The organism is Pseudomonas putida, from assembly GCF_009883635.2.
GTDB lineage: Bacteria > Pseudomonadota > Gammaproteobacteria > Pseudomonadales > Pseudomonadaceae > Aquipseudomonas > Aquipseudomonas putida_W.
In genome coordinates, this window is record NZ_CP026115.2 from 36,176 (window position 1) to 51,804 (window position 15,629).

Consider the following 15,629-nt stretch of genomic DNA (forward strand, 5'->3'; position numbering starts at 1 on the left):
GATCGGTCAGAAGGTGTATTTCAACGAGAAGGTGGCGTAGTCACGGTCGGCGTAGGGCCGCTTGATCGGGTCGGGCGAACCGAGGTAGCCGACATAGGTCAGCGCAGCTTCCAGGTTGCCCAGGTACTTGAAGGTGGTGCCGACGCTGATGCGGCGGTCACCCTGCACACCGGAGATGCTCCCGGCCATGGGCGTCGAGCCGCTGAACACGTTGGAGAAGCGCACCGGCACTTCCAGGTCCCAGCCCTGGAACACCCCCGGGTAACTGAACGAAGCGCCCACCGTGTAGGCACTGGCATCCCGCGAGCGCCAGCCGGTCGCGGTCTTGTAGGTGTAGTTGTCGGAGGCCGCGACCAAAGGTGCCAGGCTCGGCAGCAACGCCACGCCCTGCAGGTTGCCGGCCGCAGAAGTGGCATCGACGCTGTCGACCTTGACGTGGATGATCTCGCCGGTGAGGGTGGTCTGGCTGGCCCATGGCCGGTCGCCCAGCACGCGCATGGCCGAGAGCTGGAACTGCTGGCCCTTGCCGCGCGCCGGGGTCGGCCCGAGGCCGGTGTTGACCATCACCGGTGCACCGTCGCGGTACGACCATTCGCCGCCGATCTGGGTTTCGCCGAGCTTGGTCGAGGCGCTGATGCCGGTGAGCTTGATGTCCTCGAAATACTTCACCCGGTAGCCGTTGGCGGCGAAGGCGAACAGGCCGCCGCCCACCGGCACCGGGCTGTAGCCGACCAGTGCGGTGGCCGGGTTCTTGTCGTGGTAGTTGACGTGGAACAGCGACAGCTCCAGGGCCGGCACCGGCCGGTAGCGCAGCTGCACGCCCCACTGGCCGCTGTCCCGGGGCTCGTCGGTGCCACGGTAAGGCACGTTGCCGGTCGGCGTGATCAGGAACTCGCGGCCCGGGCCGATCACGTCGGTGCCCGACAGGTAGCTGCCCACCGGGGCCAGCTCGGTGCCCTTCCACTCGTACTGCAGGTAGGCGCCGAAGGTGAACTGCGGGTTGAAGCGGTACGAAGCCGACACCTGGCCCACCGGCAGCAGGACTTCCTTGACCTCGACCCCAGGTTGCGCGGCCTTGACCGCGTCCGAGGGGTTCTGCACGCCGTTGACCCCTGGGTAGTACAGGCTCTCGCCCCAGGACTCGATATGGCGGCCGGCCTTGACGTCGAGCATCGAGTCGTTGTCGAAGCGCCAGCCGCCGAACACGTAGGCATCCAGCAGGCGGGTACGGCCACCGCTGTAGTACTTGGCGTCGCTGGTGAATTCGTCGTTGTCACCGTCCTTGTTGACGGTGGCGGGCGAATTGTTGTCGTTCTTGCGGTGGTAGACGTCGTCGTAGAAGGTACTGGCGCGCACCACGGCGCCGTAGTTGTCCATGCGCATGATCATCTCGCCCAGTGCGCCCAGGCGGTTGGTGGTCAGGCTGCCCTGGTTGAAGTTGCGGTCACCGTCGTCGGCGTTGACCCCCATCAGGCGGTCGCTGGGCTTGGCCAGGCGCACGCCGATGCCGTAGCTGGTGGTCACCGACCAGTCGATGGTGGCGCCATTGTCGAACTCGATGGTCTCCCCCGCCCAGGCCGACGCCGATGCCAGGGCAATCGCCGCCGTCAGGCCGGCCAGCGGCAAGCCGCGGCTGGCAAGGCCAGTATCGTTATTGTTGTTCTTGTCGATCACACGGACTCTCCTGAAGGGCAACCGGCTGGCTGCCTGGAATGGTCAACGTTGCCGTCGGGCCGGGCATGGCTGCGGGTTGCCCCGGCGTGCCACGGCGGTAGCGGTGCTGCCCCTGGTGCAGCTCGCGCACCAGCAGCCCTTCGGCCATGAGGTAGTTGGCGTGGGCCAACGTTTCGCCAAGCGCCATCAGTTCGTCGAAACGACCTGACAGCTTGGGGAACACCACGGCCATCAGTTCGAGCGCGCTACGCGGCTCGTCACAGCTGGCCAGCAGGCGCGACAGCTGGGCCTGGTGATGCGCCTGCAACTGGTCCAGGCGCGCATGCAGGTTGTAGAACGGCCGCTCGTGGGCCGGCAGCACCAGCACGCTGTCGGGCAGCCTGCGCAGGTGTTCGAGCGAGGCCAGCCAGTCACGCAGCGGGTCGGCCTCGGGCTCGGTGGCATGCACGCCCACCGTCGGGGTGATGCGCGGCAGTACCTGGTCGCCGGCAATCAGCACGCTGCCGTCTTCGGCATACAGGCAGGCGTGCTCGGGGGAATGGCCGCGCCCCACCACCACGCGCCACTGGCGGTTGCCGATGGGCAGGCGGTCGCCGTCTTGCAGGCGCCGGTAGCTGTTGAAATGCAGCGGGCGGAAGTGGCCGCTCTGGATCAACCGGTACAGCTCGTCGATCTGCTCGTCGGTAAAGCCTGCCTTGGCGTGGAAGTCGTGGAAATCCCAACCCGGCGCCTGCCCCGCAGGCACCGTCACGTACAGCGAGCGGTACTCGCTGGCGGTCATGTAGATCGGGCAGCGGTAGCGCTCGGCGAGCCAGGCGGCGACGCCTGCATGGTCGGAGTGATAGTGGGTGCAGATCACCGCCAGCACCGGCTGCCCGGCGAACAGCCCGGTGAACACCTGCTCCCAGGCGTCACGGGTCTGCGCAGTGTTCATGCCGGTGTCCACCACCACCCAGCCCTCGCCATGGCGTAGCAGGTACAGGTTGATATGGTCGAGGCGGTACGGCAGCGGCATGCGCAGCCACCACACCCCGTCCAGCACCTCGCGCCATTCGCCACTGCCCTGCGCCTGCGGCCAGGGGTAGCGCAGGCCGCTCGCCAGTTCGTGGCCTTGCGCGTTGAGCTCAGCCATGTTGGCCACCGATGAAGGCTGGCAGCCCGACCCGGGCCAGCATCTGCCGCGAATAGGGCTGATAGCTGGCGCTGCCTTCGTCACGGATGAACAGCGGGTCCGCGCAGGCTTGTGGGCAGTAGCCCTGGCGCTGCAAATCAACCTTGCGCAGCTTGAAAGTGCTGGTCAGGTCCGCCGCCGCACTCACCCGCACGAACAGCGGCGCGGCATAGCGCGGCAGGCGCGCTTCGGTCAGCTGGTAGAACGCCTGCGGGTCGAACACCTCCCCCGGCTGCATCAGCACGGCGGCCATGCCCGCCCTGCCTTCGTGCTCCGGCACCTGCACGCCGTAGACGTTGATCAGTTCGAGGCCCGGCAGGTCGCTGAGGGCATCGGCCACCTCCTGGGTGGAAACGTTCTCGCTCTTCCAGCGGAAGGTGTCGCCAATGCGGTCGACGAAGTAGCAATAGCCATCGGCATCCTGGCGCAGCAAGTCGCCCGAGCTCCACCAGGCATCGCCGGCCTGCAGCACATCGCGGCGGATCTTGCTCTCGGTGGCTGCCGCGCAGGTATACCCCTCGAAGCGGCCGCCGCCGATGTCGGGGTGGTCGACGATGAAGCCCATGGCCTCGCCCACCTCACCGACTTCGCACAGCTGGTAGAAGCCGTTGGCGTCGCGTGGGTGGCAGTCGTTCTCCACGTCGTAGCGCACCAGGCGCAGGTTGGTGCGGTTCCAGTCCGGCACCCGGCCGCAGGAGCCGAGGTAGTTGTCGACGTTGATGAGGTTGGTGTTGGCTTCGGTGGCACCCCAGCCTTCGAACACCTGGATCGGGCCGAAGCGCTCGACCCAGCGTTGCCAGGCCTCCGCCGACAGGCCGGCGCCGAGCATGCAGCGCAGGCTGTGCTCGCGCTCCCCGGCCTGGACCGGGCGGTTGAGCAGGTAGCGGCAGATTTCACCGATGTACTGGAACACGCTGATGCGATGACGCGCCACGTCGCTCCAGAACTCGCGCACGCTGAACTTGCGCCGCACCACGATGCTCGCACCCACGCGCAGGGCCGTGGAGGTGACCGAAGTGGCGGCTGCGCCGTGATACAGCGGCAGGCAGCAATAGAACACATCGTCGTGGGTGGCCTGCAAGGTCACTTCCATCACATCGCCCGACGACATCCAGCGCATGTGGCTGTAGCGCGCCGCCTTCGGCAGGCCGGTGGTGCCCGAGGTGAATATCAGCAGCGTCGGCGCCTGGGCCTCGATATCCGCACGCAGCGCCCGCGGGAAGCGACTGCGCGGCGCGGCGGCGAGGTCCTGGGCGAACGTGGTGTCGATACCGGCCGGTAGCTCAACCGGCCAAGGCTGTTCGGCGTCGTTGACCAGCCACACCGGCAGCGGCGGCAAGCCTTCGGTCGCCTGCAGATTGCCCAGGCACTCCTCGCCGACCAGCAGGGCCTTGGCGTGGGTGGTTTGCAGCGCATGCACCAGGGGCTTGCCGGCCACTTGGGTATTGATGAACGCCACCACCACGCCAAGCTTGACCAGGCCGAACCAGCAGGCGAAGAACGCCGGGCGGTTCTCCATCGCCAGCGCGCACACGTCACCGGGGCGCAGCCCACGGGCCAGGCAGGCATGGGCCACCTGGTCGGCCAGGCGGTCGACTTCGGCGTAGCTCAGCACCTGCTCGCCATAGATGAGAAACGGGCGCTCGCCGTGGCGATCGGCCTGCGCTTCCAGGCGGTCGGCCAGGGTGTACAGGTCACGGGGCTTGATCTGCGCGCTGGCAGCGCTGCGCAGGTCGAGCAGGGCCTGGGTCTGTTCGCGGCTGACCGGCTGTTGCGCCGGGGCGTGCAGTGCTTGAGGCAGGTTCATTGCGCCACCTCCGCGCAGGCCTGCCAGCGGGGGTAGTCGCTGTAGCCGCGTGCCCCTGGGGTGTACAGGGTCTTGCGGTCGAAGCCGGCCAGAGGCCGCCCGTGGCGCAGGCGCTCGACCAGGTCCGGGTTGCCGATGAAGTGCCGGCCGAACGACACCGCCGCGCCCTCGCCCGCCGCCAGCGCAGCCTGCGCCGAGGCCCCGTCGAAGCCATCGTTGAGGATCAGCGCCTGGGTGCTGTTGCTGCGCGCCAGGGCGAACGCATCGAGCCCTGGCAGCGGCGAGCGCATGACATGCAGGTAGGCCAGGTTCAAGGGCGCCACCGCCGCACACAGCGCCGCACTGGTCACGGCCGGCTCGTGGTCGTCGATGTCGTTGTATGGGTTGGCGGGGCACAAGCGCAGGCCGACCCGGCCCGCGCCAATGGCGCCCGCCATGGCCGCCAGCACCTCTGCGGCAAAGCGCACCCGGTTGCGGGCGTCGCCACCATAGGCATCGTCGCGCTGGTTGCTGCCGGCGGCCATGAACTGCATGGGCAGGTAACCGCTGGTGCAGTGTAGCTCGACGCCATCGAAGCCCGCCTCGCGGGCATTCAGCGCGGCCCGGCGATAGTCGTCGATCACCCCGGCAATGCCCTCAAGGGACAGCGCCTCGGGCATCTCGGTGTCGACCATCCCGGCCGTGTCGCTGAACAGCTGGGTGCGGGCGCGGATCGCCGAGGGCGCCACCGTGGCGGCGCCGAGCGGCTTGTTATGGTGGCTGGCGGCGCGCCCGACGTGCATCAGTTGCAACACGATGCGCCCCCCTTCAGCCTGCACGGCGCGGGTCACCTGGCGCCAGGCGCTCACCTGTTCGGCGCTGTAGATGGCCGGAGTACGGCAGTAGCCCAGGCCGCTGGCCGAAGGCGCGGTGCCTTCGGCCACGATCAGCCCGGCGCTGGCCCGCTGGCGGTAGTAGGCGACCATGTCGCTGCCCGGCACACCTTGGCGGTCGGCACGGCTGCGGGTCATCGGGGCCATGACGATGCGGTTGGCCAACTGCAGGTCACCCAGCCGCACAGGCTCGAACAAGATGCTCATTTCAGCTCCTTCACTCTTCTTGTTGCCGGTGCGCAAGGGCCGCGCGACACCGGAGATGAGCTGAATGATTCACCCTGGCCAGGTGCGAAACATCGTCCGTCGAGACTAGTCCTGCAGTGCCCGCTGCAGGGCTGGCCAAGGCCCCGGCCCAGCGGCGAAACTGGTCTGAACAGACGATGAAATCGCGCCGGTATGCGCCGAGCATCGGGCGCACCTAAAACAAGAAGCGGAGCTGTGCTGTGAACCCATCCCCTCCCGTGACCTGGCGTACCCACTACGCCTTGCTGGTGCTGGCCAGCATCTATGTTTTCAACTACATCGACCGCCAGCTGATGGCGATCCTGATCGAGCCGGTGAAGCTTGAATTCGGCATCTCCGACACCGGTATCGGGTTGCTTTCAGGGGTAACCTTCGCGGTGTTCTACACGGTGTTCGGCCTGCCCCTTGGGCGCCTGTCGGACCGCATCGGACGCAAGCCGGTGATCGCCTTCAGCTGCATGGCCTGGAGCCTGATGACCATGCTCTGCGGCATGGCCGGCAGCTTCTTTACCCTGGTGCTGGCGCGGATCGGCGTGGCCATCGGTGAAGCTGGCGGCACTGCGCCGTCGGTGGCGATGGTCTCCGACCTATACCCGCCGCAGCGCCGCTCCACCGCCCTGGCGGTACTGATGCTCGGTTCGAGCCTGGGCGCCATCGTCGGTCTCGGCCTGGGCGGCTGGATTGCCCAGCAGCATGGCTGGCGCTATGCGTTCCTGCTGATCGGCGCGCCCGGCATCCTGCTCGGCCTGTTGCTGTTGCTGACCGTGCGCGCACCGAAGCCTGTGCGGCTGCAGCAGGCCAGCGCCGCGCCGGCCGAAGGCTGGCTGCAGACCCTGGGCGAGCTGCTGCGCATGCCGTCGTTTGCGTGGCTGGTGCTGACCGGTGGCGCGGCGGCGATCGCGGGCTATGCCATTGGTACCTGGAGCCCGAGCTTCCTGATCCGTTCACACGGTCTGAACATGCAGCAGGCGGGCTTTCTGGTGGGGGTGATCGGTGGCAGCGGGTCGACCATCGGCACCCTGGTGTGCGGCCTGCTCACCGACCGCCTGGCCCGGCGTGATGTCGGCTGGCAGATCGGTGTGCCGCTGCTGGGTACGCTGTTGAGCATTCCGTTTGCCCTGGCTTACTTCCTGTGGCCGCAGGGGACTGCGTTTTACATTGGCGATACGCCGGTGCCCCAGGCGTTTCTGTTCTACAGCGCGTTCGGTTTCTTTGGGGTGTGGTGGGCGACGCCTTGCCTGGGGGCGATCACCCATCTGTTCCCGGCGAATCGACTGGCACAGGCCACGGCGATCTTTGTCATGGCCATGACCTTGCTGGGGGTTGGACTGGGGCCATTGTTGATCGGGATGCTCAGTGACCTGTTCCTGCCGAGATTGCAGGGGGAGTCGCTGCGGTATGCGTTGGCGGCTTCGGTGGTGTTGCTGGTGTTGGCGGCGGTGTTTCTGACGGTGGCTTTGCCGCGGTATCGGGCGCAGATCAAGGGGTTGGCGGGTGGCAAGGTGGTTGGCGCGGTGGCTGTGTAGGGCCGGGGTGCCTGCCTCGAGACATTCAGCGCCTGTGAGATCGAGCGCCGCCCGCGCGGCGCATCGCGAGCTGCGCTCGCTCCTACGTCTGTTTCGGGCCAGTAACGCCTGTAACAGAGCCACGCGACCGCCTTGTTGGTACGACACGATATCGCGCCATGCGCCAAGGCGTTCGCGCGCAAAACCCACAGGAATAATTGGCCCGAAACAAACGTAGGAGCGAGCGCAGCTCGCGATGCGCCGCGCGGGCGGCGCTCGATTTATGCCCCCCTGCAAATCCGAAGACAGGCACCCAACATCCCACAAACAACAAAAAGGCCCGGCAGGGTCCCCCCTGCCAGGCCTGGTTCACCTCCGAAACCTCAACCCATCAACGCCCAATCGCCCGCGCCGCATCAGCGGTATACATGTCCGGGGTAAACTTGCTCTCGTTCAGAATCGGCCCCTTCTTCGCCTCGTTGGTCATGCCATACCCGGTGTACTGCCCCGAGTTCAAGTCCATGAAGAACTGCGACCCTGCCTGCCAGGCACTCATGTCCGGGTGGTAGTAGTAATTGATCATGGCATGCTTCCACAGCTGCCCACGGGCATCGTAGTTGTCGGCCATCACCGCGTTCCAGGTGTCCTCGTCAATGAACAGCACGCGCTTGCCATACACATGGCGGTAGCCTTCCTTCAGGTCGGCCTCGACCACCCACACCCGGCGCAGCTCATACCGCATGAACTCGGGGTTGGGGTGGTTGGGGGTCAGCAGCTCGGCGTACTTGACCGTGCCGGCGTTGGCCTTGAAGGCGTTGGCCGGGCTGTAGATCTCGCGCTTGCCCAGCAGCTTCCAGGTGTAACGCTCCGGTGCGCCGTTGAACAGGCGGTCCTCGTCCACGGTCATGGTGCCGTTGGTGCCGATCATCGGCTGGTCATAGCCATACCCCGGCATCTGCCGCACACGCCGGGTCGACGGGCTGTAGGCCCAGGCCTGACGCGATGAAGTGACGAAGTTGTAGGGCTCGTGGGCAATGCTGATCACCCCGTTATCACGGGCCGGCTTGAGCGTGGTGTTGTAGCTCATCGCCTGGATCATGTCGGAAGTCTTCGGCTCCACGGTCGGCGAGTTGGCCTGCGACAGGTTGCGCGCATGGGCGCGGCCCCAGCCGATGCTGCCGTTGGGCAGGACCGAGGCGAGGTCGGAAATCTTCTCCTCGGTGTAGGCACGTGCCGGCAGCTGGTGGTTCCACAGCACCTCCATGCCGTTCTTGGGAATCGGGAATGGCACCTGGCCCAGGCCCTCGACGCCCAGCCCATCGTTGACCAGCTGGGCATGCAGGGCATTGTCCATCACCCGCCGGCACACGTAGTCGGGGTAACGGAAGTCGCGGTGCCCCGGGTAGATGTTCATCTTGTAGCTGGTCGGGTACTTCTTCAGCAGCGCCTTCTGCCCGTCGGTCAGGTGCGCGGCATACTGGTCCATGTTCTGCGCGGTGATCACCAGGATCGGCTTTTCATTGGCGTATGGGTCCACCGGCTGGTCACCGGAGAACTTGACGTGGTTCCAGCCCGGCACCTCGCCCAGGTACTTGCCGGTGTAGGGCGGGATGGTGCCTTCGGCATTGCCGGCCTGCTCGGCGCCGACGCAGGTCAGGTCCTTGCCCAGGCGGGCGGCCTCCGCCGGTGGTACGGCGGCGTGGGCGCTGGTGACCAGCCCGCTGTTGAGGGTCAGGGCGGCTGCGAGCATTACCGTTGTTGTTGTTTTCATGTACTGCCTCCTTCGCTGATAAGGCGTGTGGTATGGCTTCATTGTTCCGGTTCCAGCCGGCGCGGCATCGTCCGGAGGGACTAAACATCACGCGCTGCCCAGGCGTGCCTTGAGTTCGGCCTTGAGCACCTTGCCGGTGGCGTTGCGGGGCAATGGCTGGTCGACGCGGTAGACCTGCGCGGGCACCTTGTAGGCCGCCAGGCGCTGGGCGATGAACGTGCGCACTTGATCAATGGCCGGCAGGCTCGCCGCAGCGCCGTGGATCGCCAGCGCCACCACTTCGCCATGCAGCGGGTCGGCGACGGCGAACGCCGCGGCTTCCAGCACACCGGGCATGTCGCTGACGCAGGTTTCGATCTCGGCCGCGGAAATCTTCTCGCCACCGCGGTTGATCAGGTCCTTGACCCGGCCGCTGATGTACAGGAAGCCCTCGTCGTCGAGGTAACCGAGGTCGCCGGTGTCGAGCCAGCCGTCGCGCAGGGTCTGGCGGCTGGCCTCGGCGAGGTTCCAGTAGCCCTGCATCAAGGTCGGCGAGCGCAGCCAGATCAGCCCTTCGCGGCCGGCCGGCAGCGGCTGCAGGGGGTCGTCGCCAATACGCACCTCGACAATCGGCAATGGCCAGCCGGCGCTGGCCGGGCAGTAGGCGAACAGGTCGCCGCCAATCGCCGCGCCGATGCCGTTGCTTTCGGTCAGGCCGTAGCCACTGCCGGCAATCACCTGGGGCCTGCGCACCAGCATTTCGTCCAGCAGGCCGGCCGACGAGGCACCGCCGCCCAGGCCCAGGCCGAACAGGCTGGCGGTGTCGGCGCCGTCATAGCGCGGCGAGGCCAGCAGCTGCTGCATCATTACCGGGGCGCCATTGAACTGGGTGCAGCGCTCGTCACGGATCAGGTCCAGCGCCTGCTCGGCATCCCACTTGTACATCAGCAGCAGGCGCCGGCCGCCGCGCAAGGCCGAGAGAAACTGCGCGTGCAGGCCGCTGACATGGAACAGCGGCACCGCCATCAGGGTGGTCGAGGCAAAGCCACTGCCGAGCATGCCCGCCACCCGTTCGGGCGAGGTCAGCGCACAGAACGCGCCCTGGAACTCCAACGCGGTCAGCGCCTGGCAAATCGCCCCATGGCTGGACAGCACGCCCTTGGCGCGGCTGGTGGTGCCGGAGGTGTAGAGGATCAGCGCCGGGGCTTCAGGCGCCACGTCCACGGTTGCCAGCGGCAGTGGTTCAGCCGCCAGCAGGTCTTCGTAGCGCAGGCAGTGCGCGGGCAACCCGGCATCGGCGGCGCGCCCGACCACGATGAAGGTCCGCCCCGCCGCTGCCAGGTCGCCCTGGAGCAAGGCCAGGCGCGCATCGTCGCCGATCAGCAGGCGTGCACCGCTGTCTTTCACGCCATGCAACAGCTCATCGTGCAGGCCCCAGCTGTTGAGCGGCACGCACACCGCGCCGCAACGCTGGATGGCAGCGAACGCCACCAGCCAGGCCGGCTGGTTGCGCATGGCAATAGCCACCCGCTCGCCAGGGCGCAGGCCCAGGCGGCCTGCGAGCTGGCCGGCCAGGCGGTCGACCGCGTCGAAATACTCGGCAAAGCTCAGCCGCTGCTGCTGCCAGACGACGAACTCCTTGTCGCCATGCACCCGTGCGGCGTCGATCACCTGCAGCAGGTTGCGCGGCGCATGGCGAAAATGCCGCGGGCCACCTTCGGCCGGGGCCATCACTTCAAACGGTGAGCCGGGGGCGATCAACTGCGCCCAGGCGTGCCGCCAATGGTCAATGCTCATCAGGGTTCTCCAGGCGCTGCGCTCAGGCGCAGGCCGCGTCGAGGGCGGCATAACGTTCGCAATGGAAGTCGCGATCACCCAGGCAGGCCTGGGCCACCCGCACCCGCTTGAGGTACAGGCCGACATCCAGTTCGTCGGTGACGCCAATGCCGCCATGCATCTGCACCGCTTCGTTGGCGACCTGCAGCGCGGTATCACCGGCTTTCCACTTGGCCAGGCTGACCAACCGCCCACGCCGGGCGGCGTCCAGTTGCGGGTCGTCGAGTGCCGAAAGGCCGGCCATCACCGCACTGCGCGCCAGGGCCAGCTCGGTGTACAGGTGCGCGGCGCGGTGCTGCAGGGCCTGGAACGAGCCGATCGGCACGTCGAACTGTACGCGCGTCTTGAGGTATTCCACGGTGGTCTCGAACAGTTGCTGCGCAGCGCCCAGCAACTCCGCCGCCAGGCACGCGCGGCCGCGGTCGAGCACTGCGTCCAACACCGCCCAGGCCGCCCCGGCTTCCCCCAGCAGCGCCTCGCGGCCCACCCGCACCTGGTCAAGGCGCAGGCGCCCGCTGTTGCGCGAGTCGATCAGGGGCAGCGCCGTGCACTGCACGCCCTGGCTGTCGGCCGGCACCAGGAACAGGCTGATGCCGGCCTCTTCGCCGGGCTGGCCGACGGTACGCGCCGCCACCACATAGGCATCGGCACCGACGCCATCGATGACCCAGAATTTTTCCCCGCTCAGGCGATAACCGTCGCCCTCGGCGACCGCCGCCATGGCCACGTCGCTGGGGCGGTGACGGGCGCCCTCCTCCAGCGCCAGCGCCAGGCGCCGCTCCCCCCGGATCACCGCCTGCAGCCAGTCGCCGTGCTGCTGCGCCGAACCGGCCAGGGCCAGCAGCGAGCCGGCCAGGACCACGCTGGACAACAAGGGCGTCGCCGACAGGTGCTGACCCTTGGCTTCGAAGATCGGCCCCAGGCCCATGCACCCGAAGTCCAGCCCGCCGAGGTGCTCGGCAAACGGGATGGCGCTCCAACCCAGCTCGACCGCCTCGCGCCACAGCTGGCTGTCAAAGCCTTGCGCCACGCCCTGGTCACGCAAGCGCCGCTGCGCCGCCACCGGGCTGCGCGCGGCAAGAAAGTCGCGGGCACTGTCGGCCAGCAGGCGTTGTTCTTCGTTGTAACGCAGGTTCATGCCGACACTCCTTTCTTGCCGTCGGGCAAACCAAGCACGCGCTTGGCGATGACATTGAGCTGCACTTCCGAGGCGCCCCCGGAAATGGTCAGCGCATAGCTGTTGAGCCAGGCGCGGGTCACCGCCAGCTCGCGCTCGCTGAAGCCCGGTGCCTGCCAGCCGAGGGCGTGGCCACCCATGGCGTCGAGCAGCACCTCGAACTTGTCGCGTTCCTGCTCGGTGTGAAGCAGTTTCATGATCGCCATCAGGCCGCTGATGTCGTCGCCGGCACGCCCCTCCTCGGCCATGCGCTGCACCGTCAGGCCGTAGGCATGCTCGTCCATGGCGCAGGCCACCGCTCGCGCCTGCAACGCCAGTTCGCCCTGGCTGCGCGGCTGCGGCAGGTATTCGCGCAGCAGCGCCAACAGGTCGAAGTGCGACGGCAGGCTGAACTCGCCGAACTTCGACATGGCCTTGCGCTCGTGCTGCAGCAGGTATTTGCCGAGGTTCCAGCCGCCATTGAGCGGGCCGATCAGCTGGCTCTTGGGCACCTTCACGCCATCGAAGAACACCTGGCAGAACGCCGACTTGCCGCTGATCAGGTCGATCGGCACCGGCTTGACCCCGGGGCTGCGCATGTCCAGCACGATCAGGCTGATGCCTTCGTGCTTGGGCGCCTGGCTGTCGGTGCGCACCAGCGCGTACATCCAGTCGGACTTGTCGCCGTAGGAGGTCCAGATCTTGCTGCCATCGACCACGAAGTGATCGCCGGCGCCACGGGCGGCCATTTTCAGGCTGGCAAGGTCGGAGCCGGCGTTGGGTTCCGAGAAGCCCTGGCACCAGCGCACCTCGCCCCGCGCCATGGGCGGCAGCAAGCTGCGCTTCTGCTCCTCGCTGCCATAGGCCAGCAACACCGGCCCGAGCATCCAGATGCCCAGGTTGATCTGCGGCGGCCGGCACTTGAGGCGGCGCATCTCGCTTTCCAGCACCGCCAGCTGCTCGGCATCCAGCCCGGCACCGCCGTAGGCCTCGGGCCAGTCGGGGCAGAACCAGCGCTTGTCGCGCATGCGCTCGAACCACAGGCGCGCATCGTCATTGGCGAACTGCGGCTGGCTGGCCCCCCAGACCACATCGCCTTCGCCCATGGCGGTGCGCATCGACTGCGGGCAGTTGGCTTCCAGCCAGGCACGGGTTTCGTGCCTGAATTGCTCTATCGTGCTCATCGGGTGCAACCCTCGGCCCAGGCCCCGGGCGCTGCCGGGGCGGGGCCTGTCGTTGTGGTTGGGGTGGCTCAGCGCTGGGTGCGCGGCATGCCCAGGCCGAACTGGGCGATCAGCTCGCGCTGGATTTCATTGGTGCCGCCGCCAAAGGTCACGGTGACCGAGGCGCGCAGTTCGTACTCCAGGTCACCGTGCAGCGCCGCCGCAGCCGAGCCGCCACGGACCACGCCATTGGCGCCGACGATGGCCGACAGCCGGCGCAGGATCTCGATCGCCGATTCCGAGCCGTACACCTTGGTGGTCGAGCTCAACGCCACGTCCATGTGCTCGCGCTCCAGGTTGGCGGCGATGCGCAGGTTGATCAGGCGCATCGCCTCCAGGCGCGCATAGCACTCGGCCAGCGAACTGCGCACCCAGGCCTTGTCCATCGCCCGCCGGCCCTGCTCGTCGCGGGCCTTGGCCCACAGGTAGACGCGGCGGAACAGCCCGACGACCTTGTCCGACCAGGAGCCCAGGCCCAGGCGCTCGTGGTTGAGCTGCGCGGTGATCAGCTTCCAGCCGCCGTGCAGCTCGCCGACCAGCATGTCCCGGGGCACCTGCACGTTGTCGTAGTAGGTGGCGGCGGTCGGGTTGCTGGTGGTCGGGATCACCGTGCTGGAGAAGCCCGGCAGGCGGGTGTCGAGGATCAGGATCGACACGCCCTTGTGCCGCGCCTGGCTCGGGTCGGTGCGTGCGGCCAGCCAGATGAAGTCCGCCGACTCGGCGCCCGAGGTCCACAGCTTGTTGCCGTTGACCACGAAGTGCTCGCCGTCCAGCCGGGCGCTGGTGCGCAGCACTGCCAGGTCGCTGCCGGCATCGGGTTCGGAGTAGCCGATGGCGAACATGATTTCACCGGCGGCGATGCCCGGCAGAAAGCGCTCTTTCTGCGCCGCGCTGCCGTGTTCCATCAACGCCGGGCCCACCGTGCTGATGGTCACGAACGGCAGCGGCGCGCCGGCAATGTTGGCCTCTTCGAAGAAGATCAGCTGCTCGGTGGCGGCGTAGCCCTGGCCGCCGTGGGCCTTCGGCCAGCCCACCGCCAGCCAGCCGTCACGGCCCATCTGGCGCACGGTCTGGCGATACAGCTCACCGCCTTCCTGGCCGCGCAGGCGCTCGCGCAGCTCGGGGGTCATCAGCGCCTGGAAGTAGTCGCGCACCTTGCGGCGCAGCGCATGTTGCTCGGGAGTAAGATCGACGAACATGCTGTGCTCCTCAGGCCGTGCCCAGAATCAGGCCGCTGGTGGGCACGCCGGTGCCGGCGGTGACCAGCACGTTTTCCACGTCCGACACCTGGTTGACCGCCGTGCCACGCACCTGGCGCACCGCCTCGGCGACGCCGTTCATGCCGTGGATATAGGCTTCACCCAGCTGGCCGCCGTGGGTGTTGATCGGCAGCTTGCCGCCGCGGGCGTGGTGCCCGGCGCGAATGAACTCCTTGGCCTCGCCACGCCGGGCAAAGCCGAATTCCTCCAGTTGCGGCAGCACGAACGGGGTGAAGTGGTCGTAGATCACCGCCGTCTGCAGCGCTTCGGGGCCGAGCCCGGACTGGCGGTACAGCTCCTTGGCGACCACGCCCATTTCCGGCAGGCCGGTGATGTCGTCGCGGTAGAACGAGGTCATGCTCTGCTGGCCTTGGGTGATGCCCTGGGAGCCGGCCTTGATGGTCACCGGCTTCTGCCGCAGGTCACGGGCGCGCTCGGCCGAGGTGATGACCATGGCCACCGCACCGTCGGACTCCTGGCAACAGTCGAGCAGGTGCAGCGGCTCGCAGATCCAGCGCGAAGCCTGGTGCTCTTCGAGAGTGATCGGCTTGCCGTGGAAGAACGCCTTGGGGTTGGTCGCGGCAAAGTCCCGCGCCGCCACAGCCACGCGGCCGAAATCTTCCGAGGTGGCGCCATAGGTGTGCATGTAGCGCTGGGCGAACATGCCGACCCAGGCGGCCGGGGTATGGAAGCCGTGGGGCATGTACCAGCCGTAGTTGACGTTGTCGAAAATCGGCGTGGCGACAAATCCGTAGCTGCCGCTGCCGAAGCGGTACCACGAGCGCTCGTTCATCGCCCGGTACACCACCACCACCTTGGCCACGCCAGTGGCCACCGCCATGGCCGCGTGCATCACCGGCGCGCAGGCGGCGCCGCCACCGTGGGGCACCTGGGAGAAGAACTTGACGTCCTTGCAGCCCAGCAGGCGGGCGATTTCGTACTCCGGGACCTTGTCTACCGAATAGGAGCTGAAGCCCTCCACTTCCGAGGGATCGATGCCGGCGTCGCGCAGGGCCTCGAGGGTGGCTTCGAGGGCCAGGCGCAGTTCGGTGCGCCCGGAGTTCTTGGAAAACTCGGTGGCGCCCAGCCCGACAATCGCGGCGCGCCCGGAAATCGAAAGGTTGCTCATG

Annotated in this window: 11 protein-coding genes; 1 reads left to right on the forward strand and 10 read right to left on the reverse strand. The window is 67.5% G+C overall.

Annotation, left to right across the window (positions count from 1 at the left end; genetic code table 11):
* Positions 1-6 precede the first annotated feature (6 nt).
* From C2H86_RS00135 to C2H86_RS00150, 4 genes are read right to left on the reverse strand one after another with little or no spacing between them, the layout of a single operon-like run.
* The gene (locus tag C2H86_RS00135; protein ID WP_159410911.1) at positions 7-1,674 is read right to left on the reverse strand and encodes a DUF1302 domain-containing protein; all 1,668 of its coding nucleotides are present in this window, start codon (positions 1,672-1,674) and stop codon (positions 7-9) included.
* Entirely contained in the window at positions 1,652-2,806 is a 1,155-nt protein-coding gene (locus C2H86_RS00140) for an MBL fold metallo-hydrolase (protein WP_159410912.1), read from the reverse strand. The genes C2H86_RS00135 and C2H86_RS00140 overlap by 23 nt, the downstream gene beginning before the upstream one ends.
* On the reverse strand, positions 2,799-4,652 hold the full coding sequence (locus C2H86_RS00145) for a long-chain-acyl-CoA synthetase (protein WP_159410913.1): 1,854 nt from the start codon (positions 4,650-4,652) through the stop codon (positions 2,799-2,801). The genes C2H86_RS00140 and C2H86_RS00145 overlap by 8 nt, the downstream gene beginning before the upstream one ends.
* A complete protein-coding gene (locus C2H86_RS00150; protein ID WP_159410914.1) occupies positions 4,649-5,731 on the reverse strand; it encodes an alkene reductase in 1,083 nt (360 codons plus the stop codon). The genes C2H86_RS00145 and C2H86_RS00150 overlap by 4 nt, the downstream gene beginning before the upstream one ends.
* Positions 5,732-5,970: 239 nt before the next feature.
* Between C2H86_RS00150 and C2H86_RS00155 the strand changes: the two genes are divergently transcribed.
* Positions 5,971-7,296 (forward strand): spinster family MFS transporter, encoded by a 1,326-nt coding sequence (locus C2H86_RS00155; RefSeq protein ID WP_159410915.1) that lies wholly within the window; start codon positions 5,971-5,973, stop codon positions 7,294-7,296.
* Between the two features lie 370 nt (positions 7,297-7,666).
* On the opposite strand, the gene C2H86_RS00160 is transcribed toward C2H86_RS00155, so the two are convergent.
* The 6 genes from C2H86_RS00160 to C2H86_RS00185 form a co-directional block, all read right to left on the reverse strand.
* The gene (locus C2H86_RS00160) at positions 7,667-9,025 is read right to left on the reverse strand and encodes a DUF1329 domain-containing protein (protein ID WP_159413031.1); all 1,359 of its coding nucleotides are present in this window, start codon (positions 9,023-9,025) and stop codon (positions 7,667-7,669) included.
* 108 nt (positions 9,026-9,133) lie between these two features.
* Complete coding sequence (locus C2H86_RS00165) at positions 9,134-10,822, reverse strand: class I adenylate-forming enzyme family protein (RefSeq protein ID WP_159410916.1); 1,689 nt, start codon at positions 10,820-10,822, stop codon at positions 9,134-9,136.
* A 22-nt stretch (positions 10,823-10,844) separates the two neighbouring features.
* Positions 10,845-11,999, reverse strand: coding sequence for an acyl-CoA dehydrogenase family protein (locus tag C2H86_RS00170; RefSeq protein WP_159410917.1), 1,155 nt, complete (start codon positions 11,997-11,999; stop codon positions 10,845-10,847).
* Positions 11,996-13,201: an acyl-CoA dehydrogenase family protein gene (locus C2H86_RS00175; RefSeq protein ID WP_159410918.1), complete on the reverse strand. Its 1,206-nt coding sequence runs from the start codon at positions 13,199-13,201 to the stop codon at positions 11,996-11,998. The genes C2H86_RS00170 and C2H86_RS00175 overlap by 4 nt, the downstream gene beginning before the upstream one ends.
* A gap of 68 nt (positions 13,202-13,269) precedes the next feature.
* On the reverse strand, positions 13,270-14,439 hold the full coding sequence (locus C2H86_RS00180) for an acyl-CoA dehydrogenase family protein (RefSeq protein ID WP_159410919.1): 1,170 nt from the start codon (positions 14,437-14,439) through the stop codon (positions 13,270-13,272).
* Positions 14,440-14,449: 10 nt separating this feature from the next.
* On the reverse strand, positions 14,450-15,628 hold the full coding sequence (locus tag C2H86_RS00185) for a lipid-transfer protein (RefSeq protein ID WP_159410920.1): 1,179 nt from the start codon (positions 15,626-15,628) through the stop codon (positions 14,450-14,452).
* Position 15,629 lies beyond the last annotated feature (1 nt).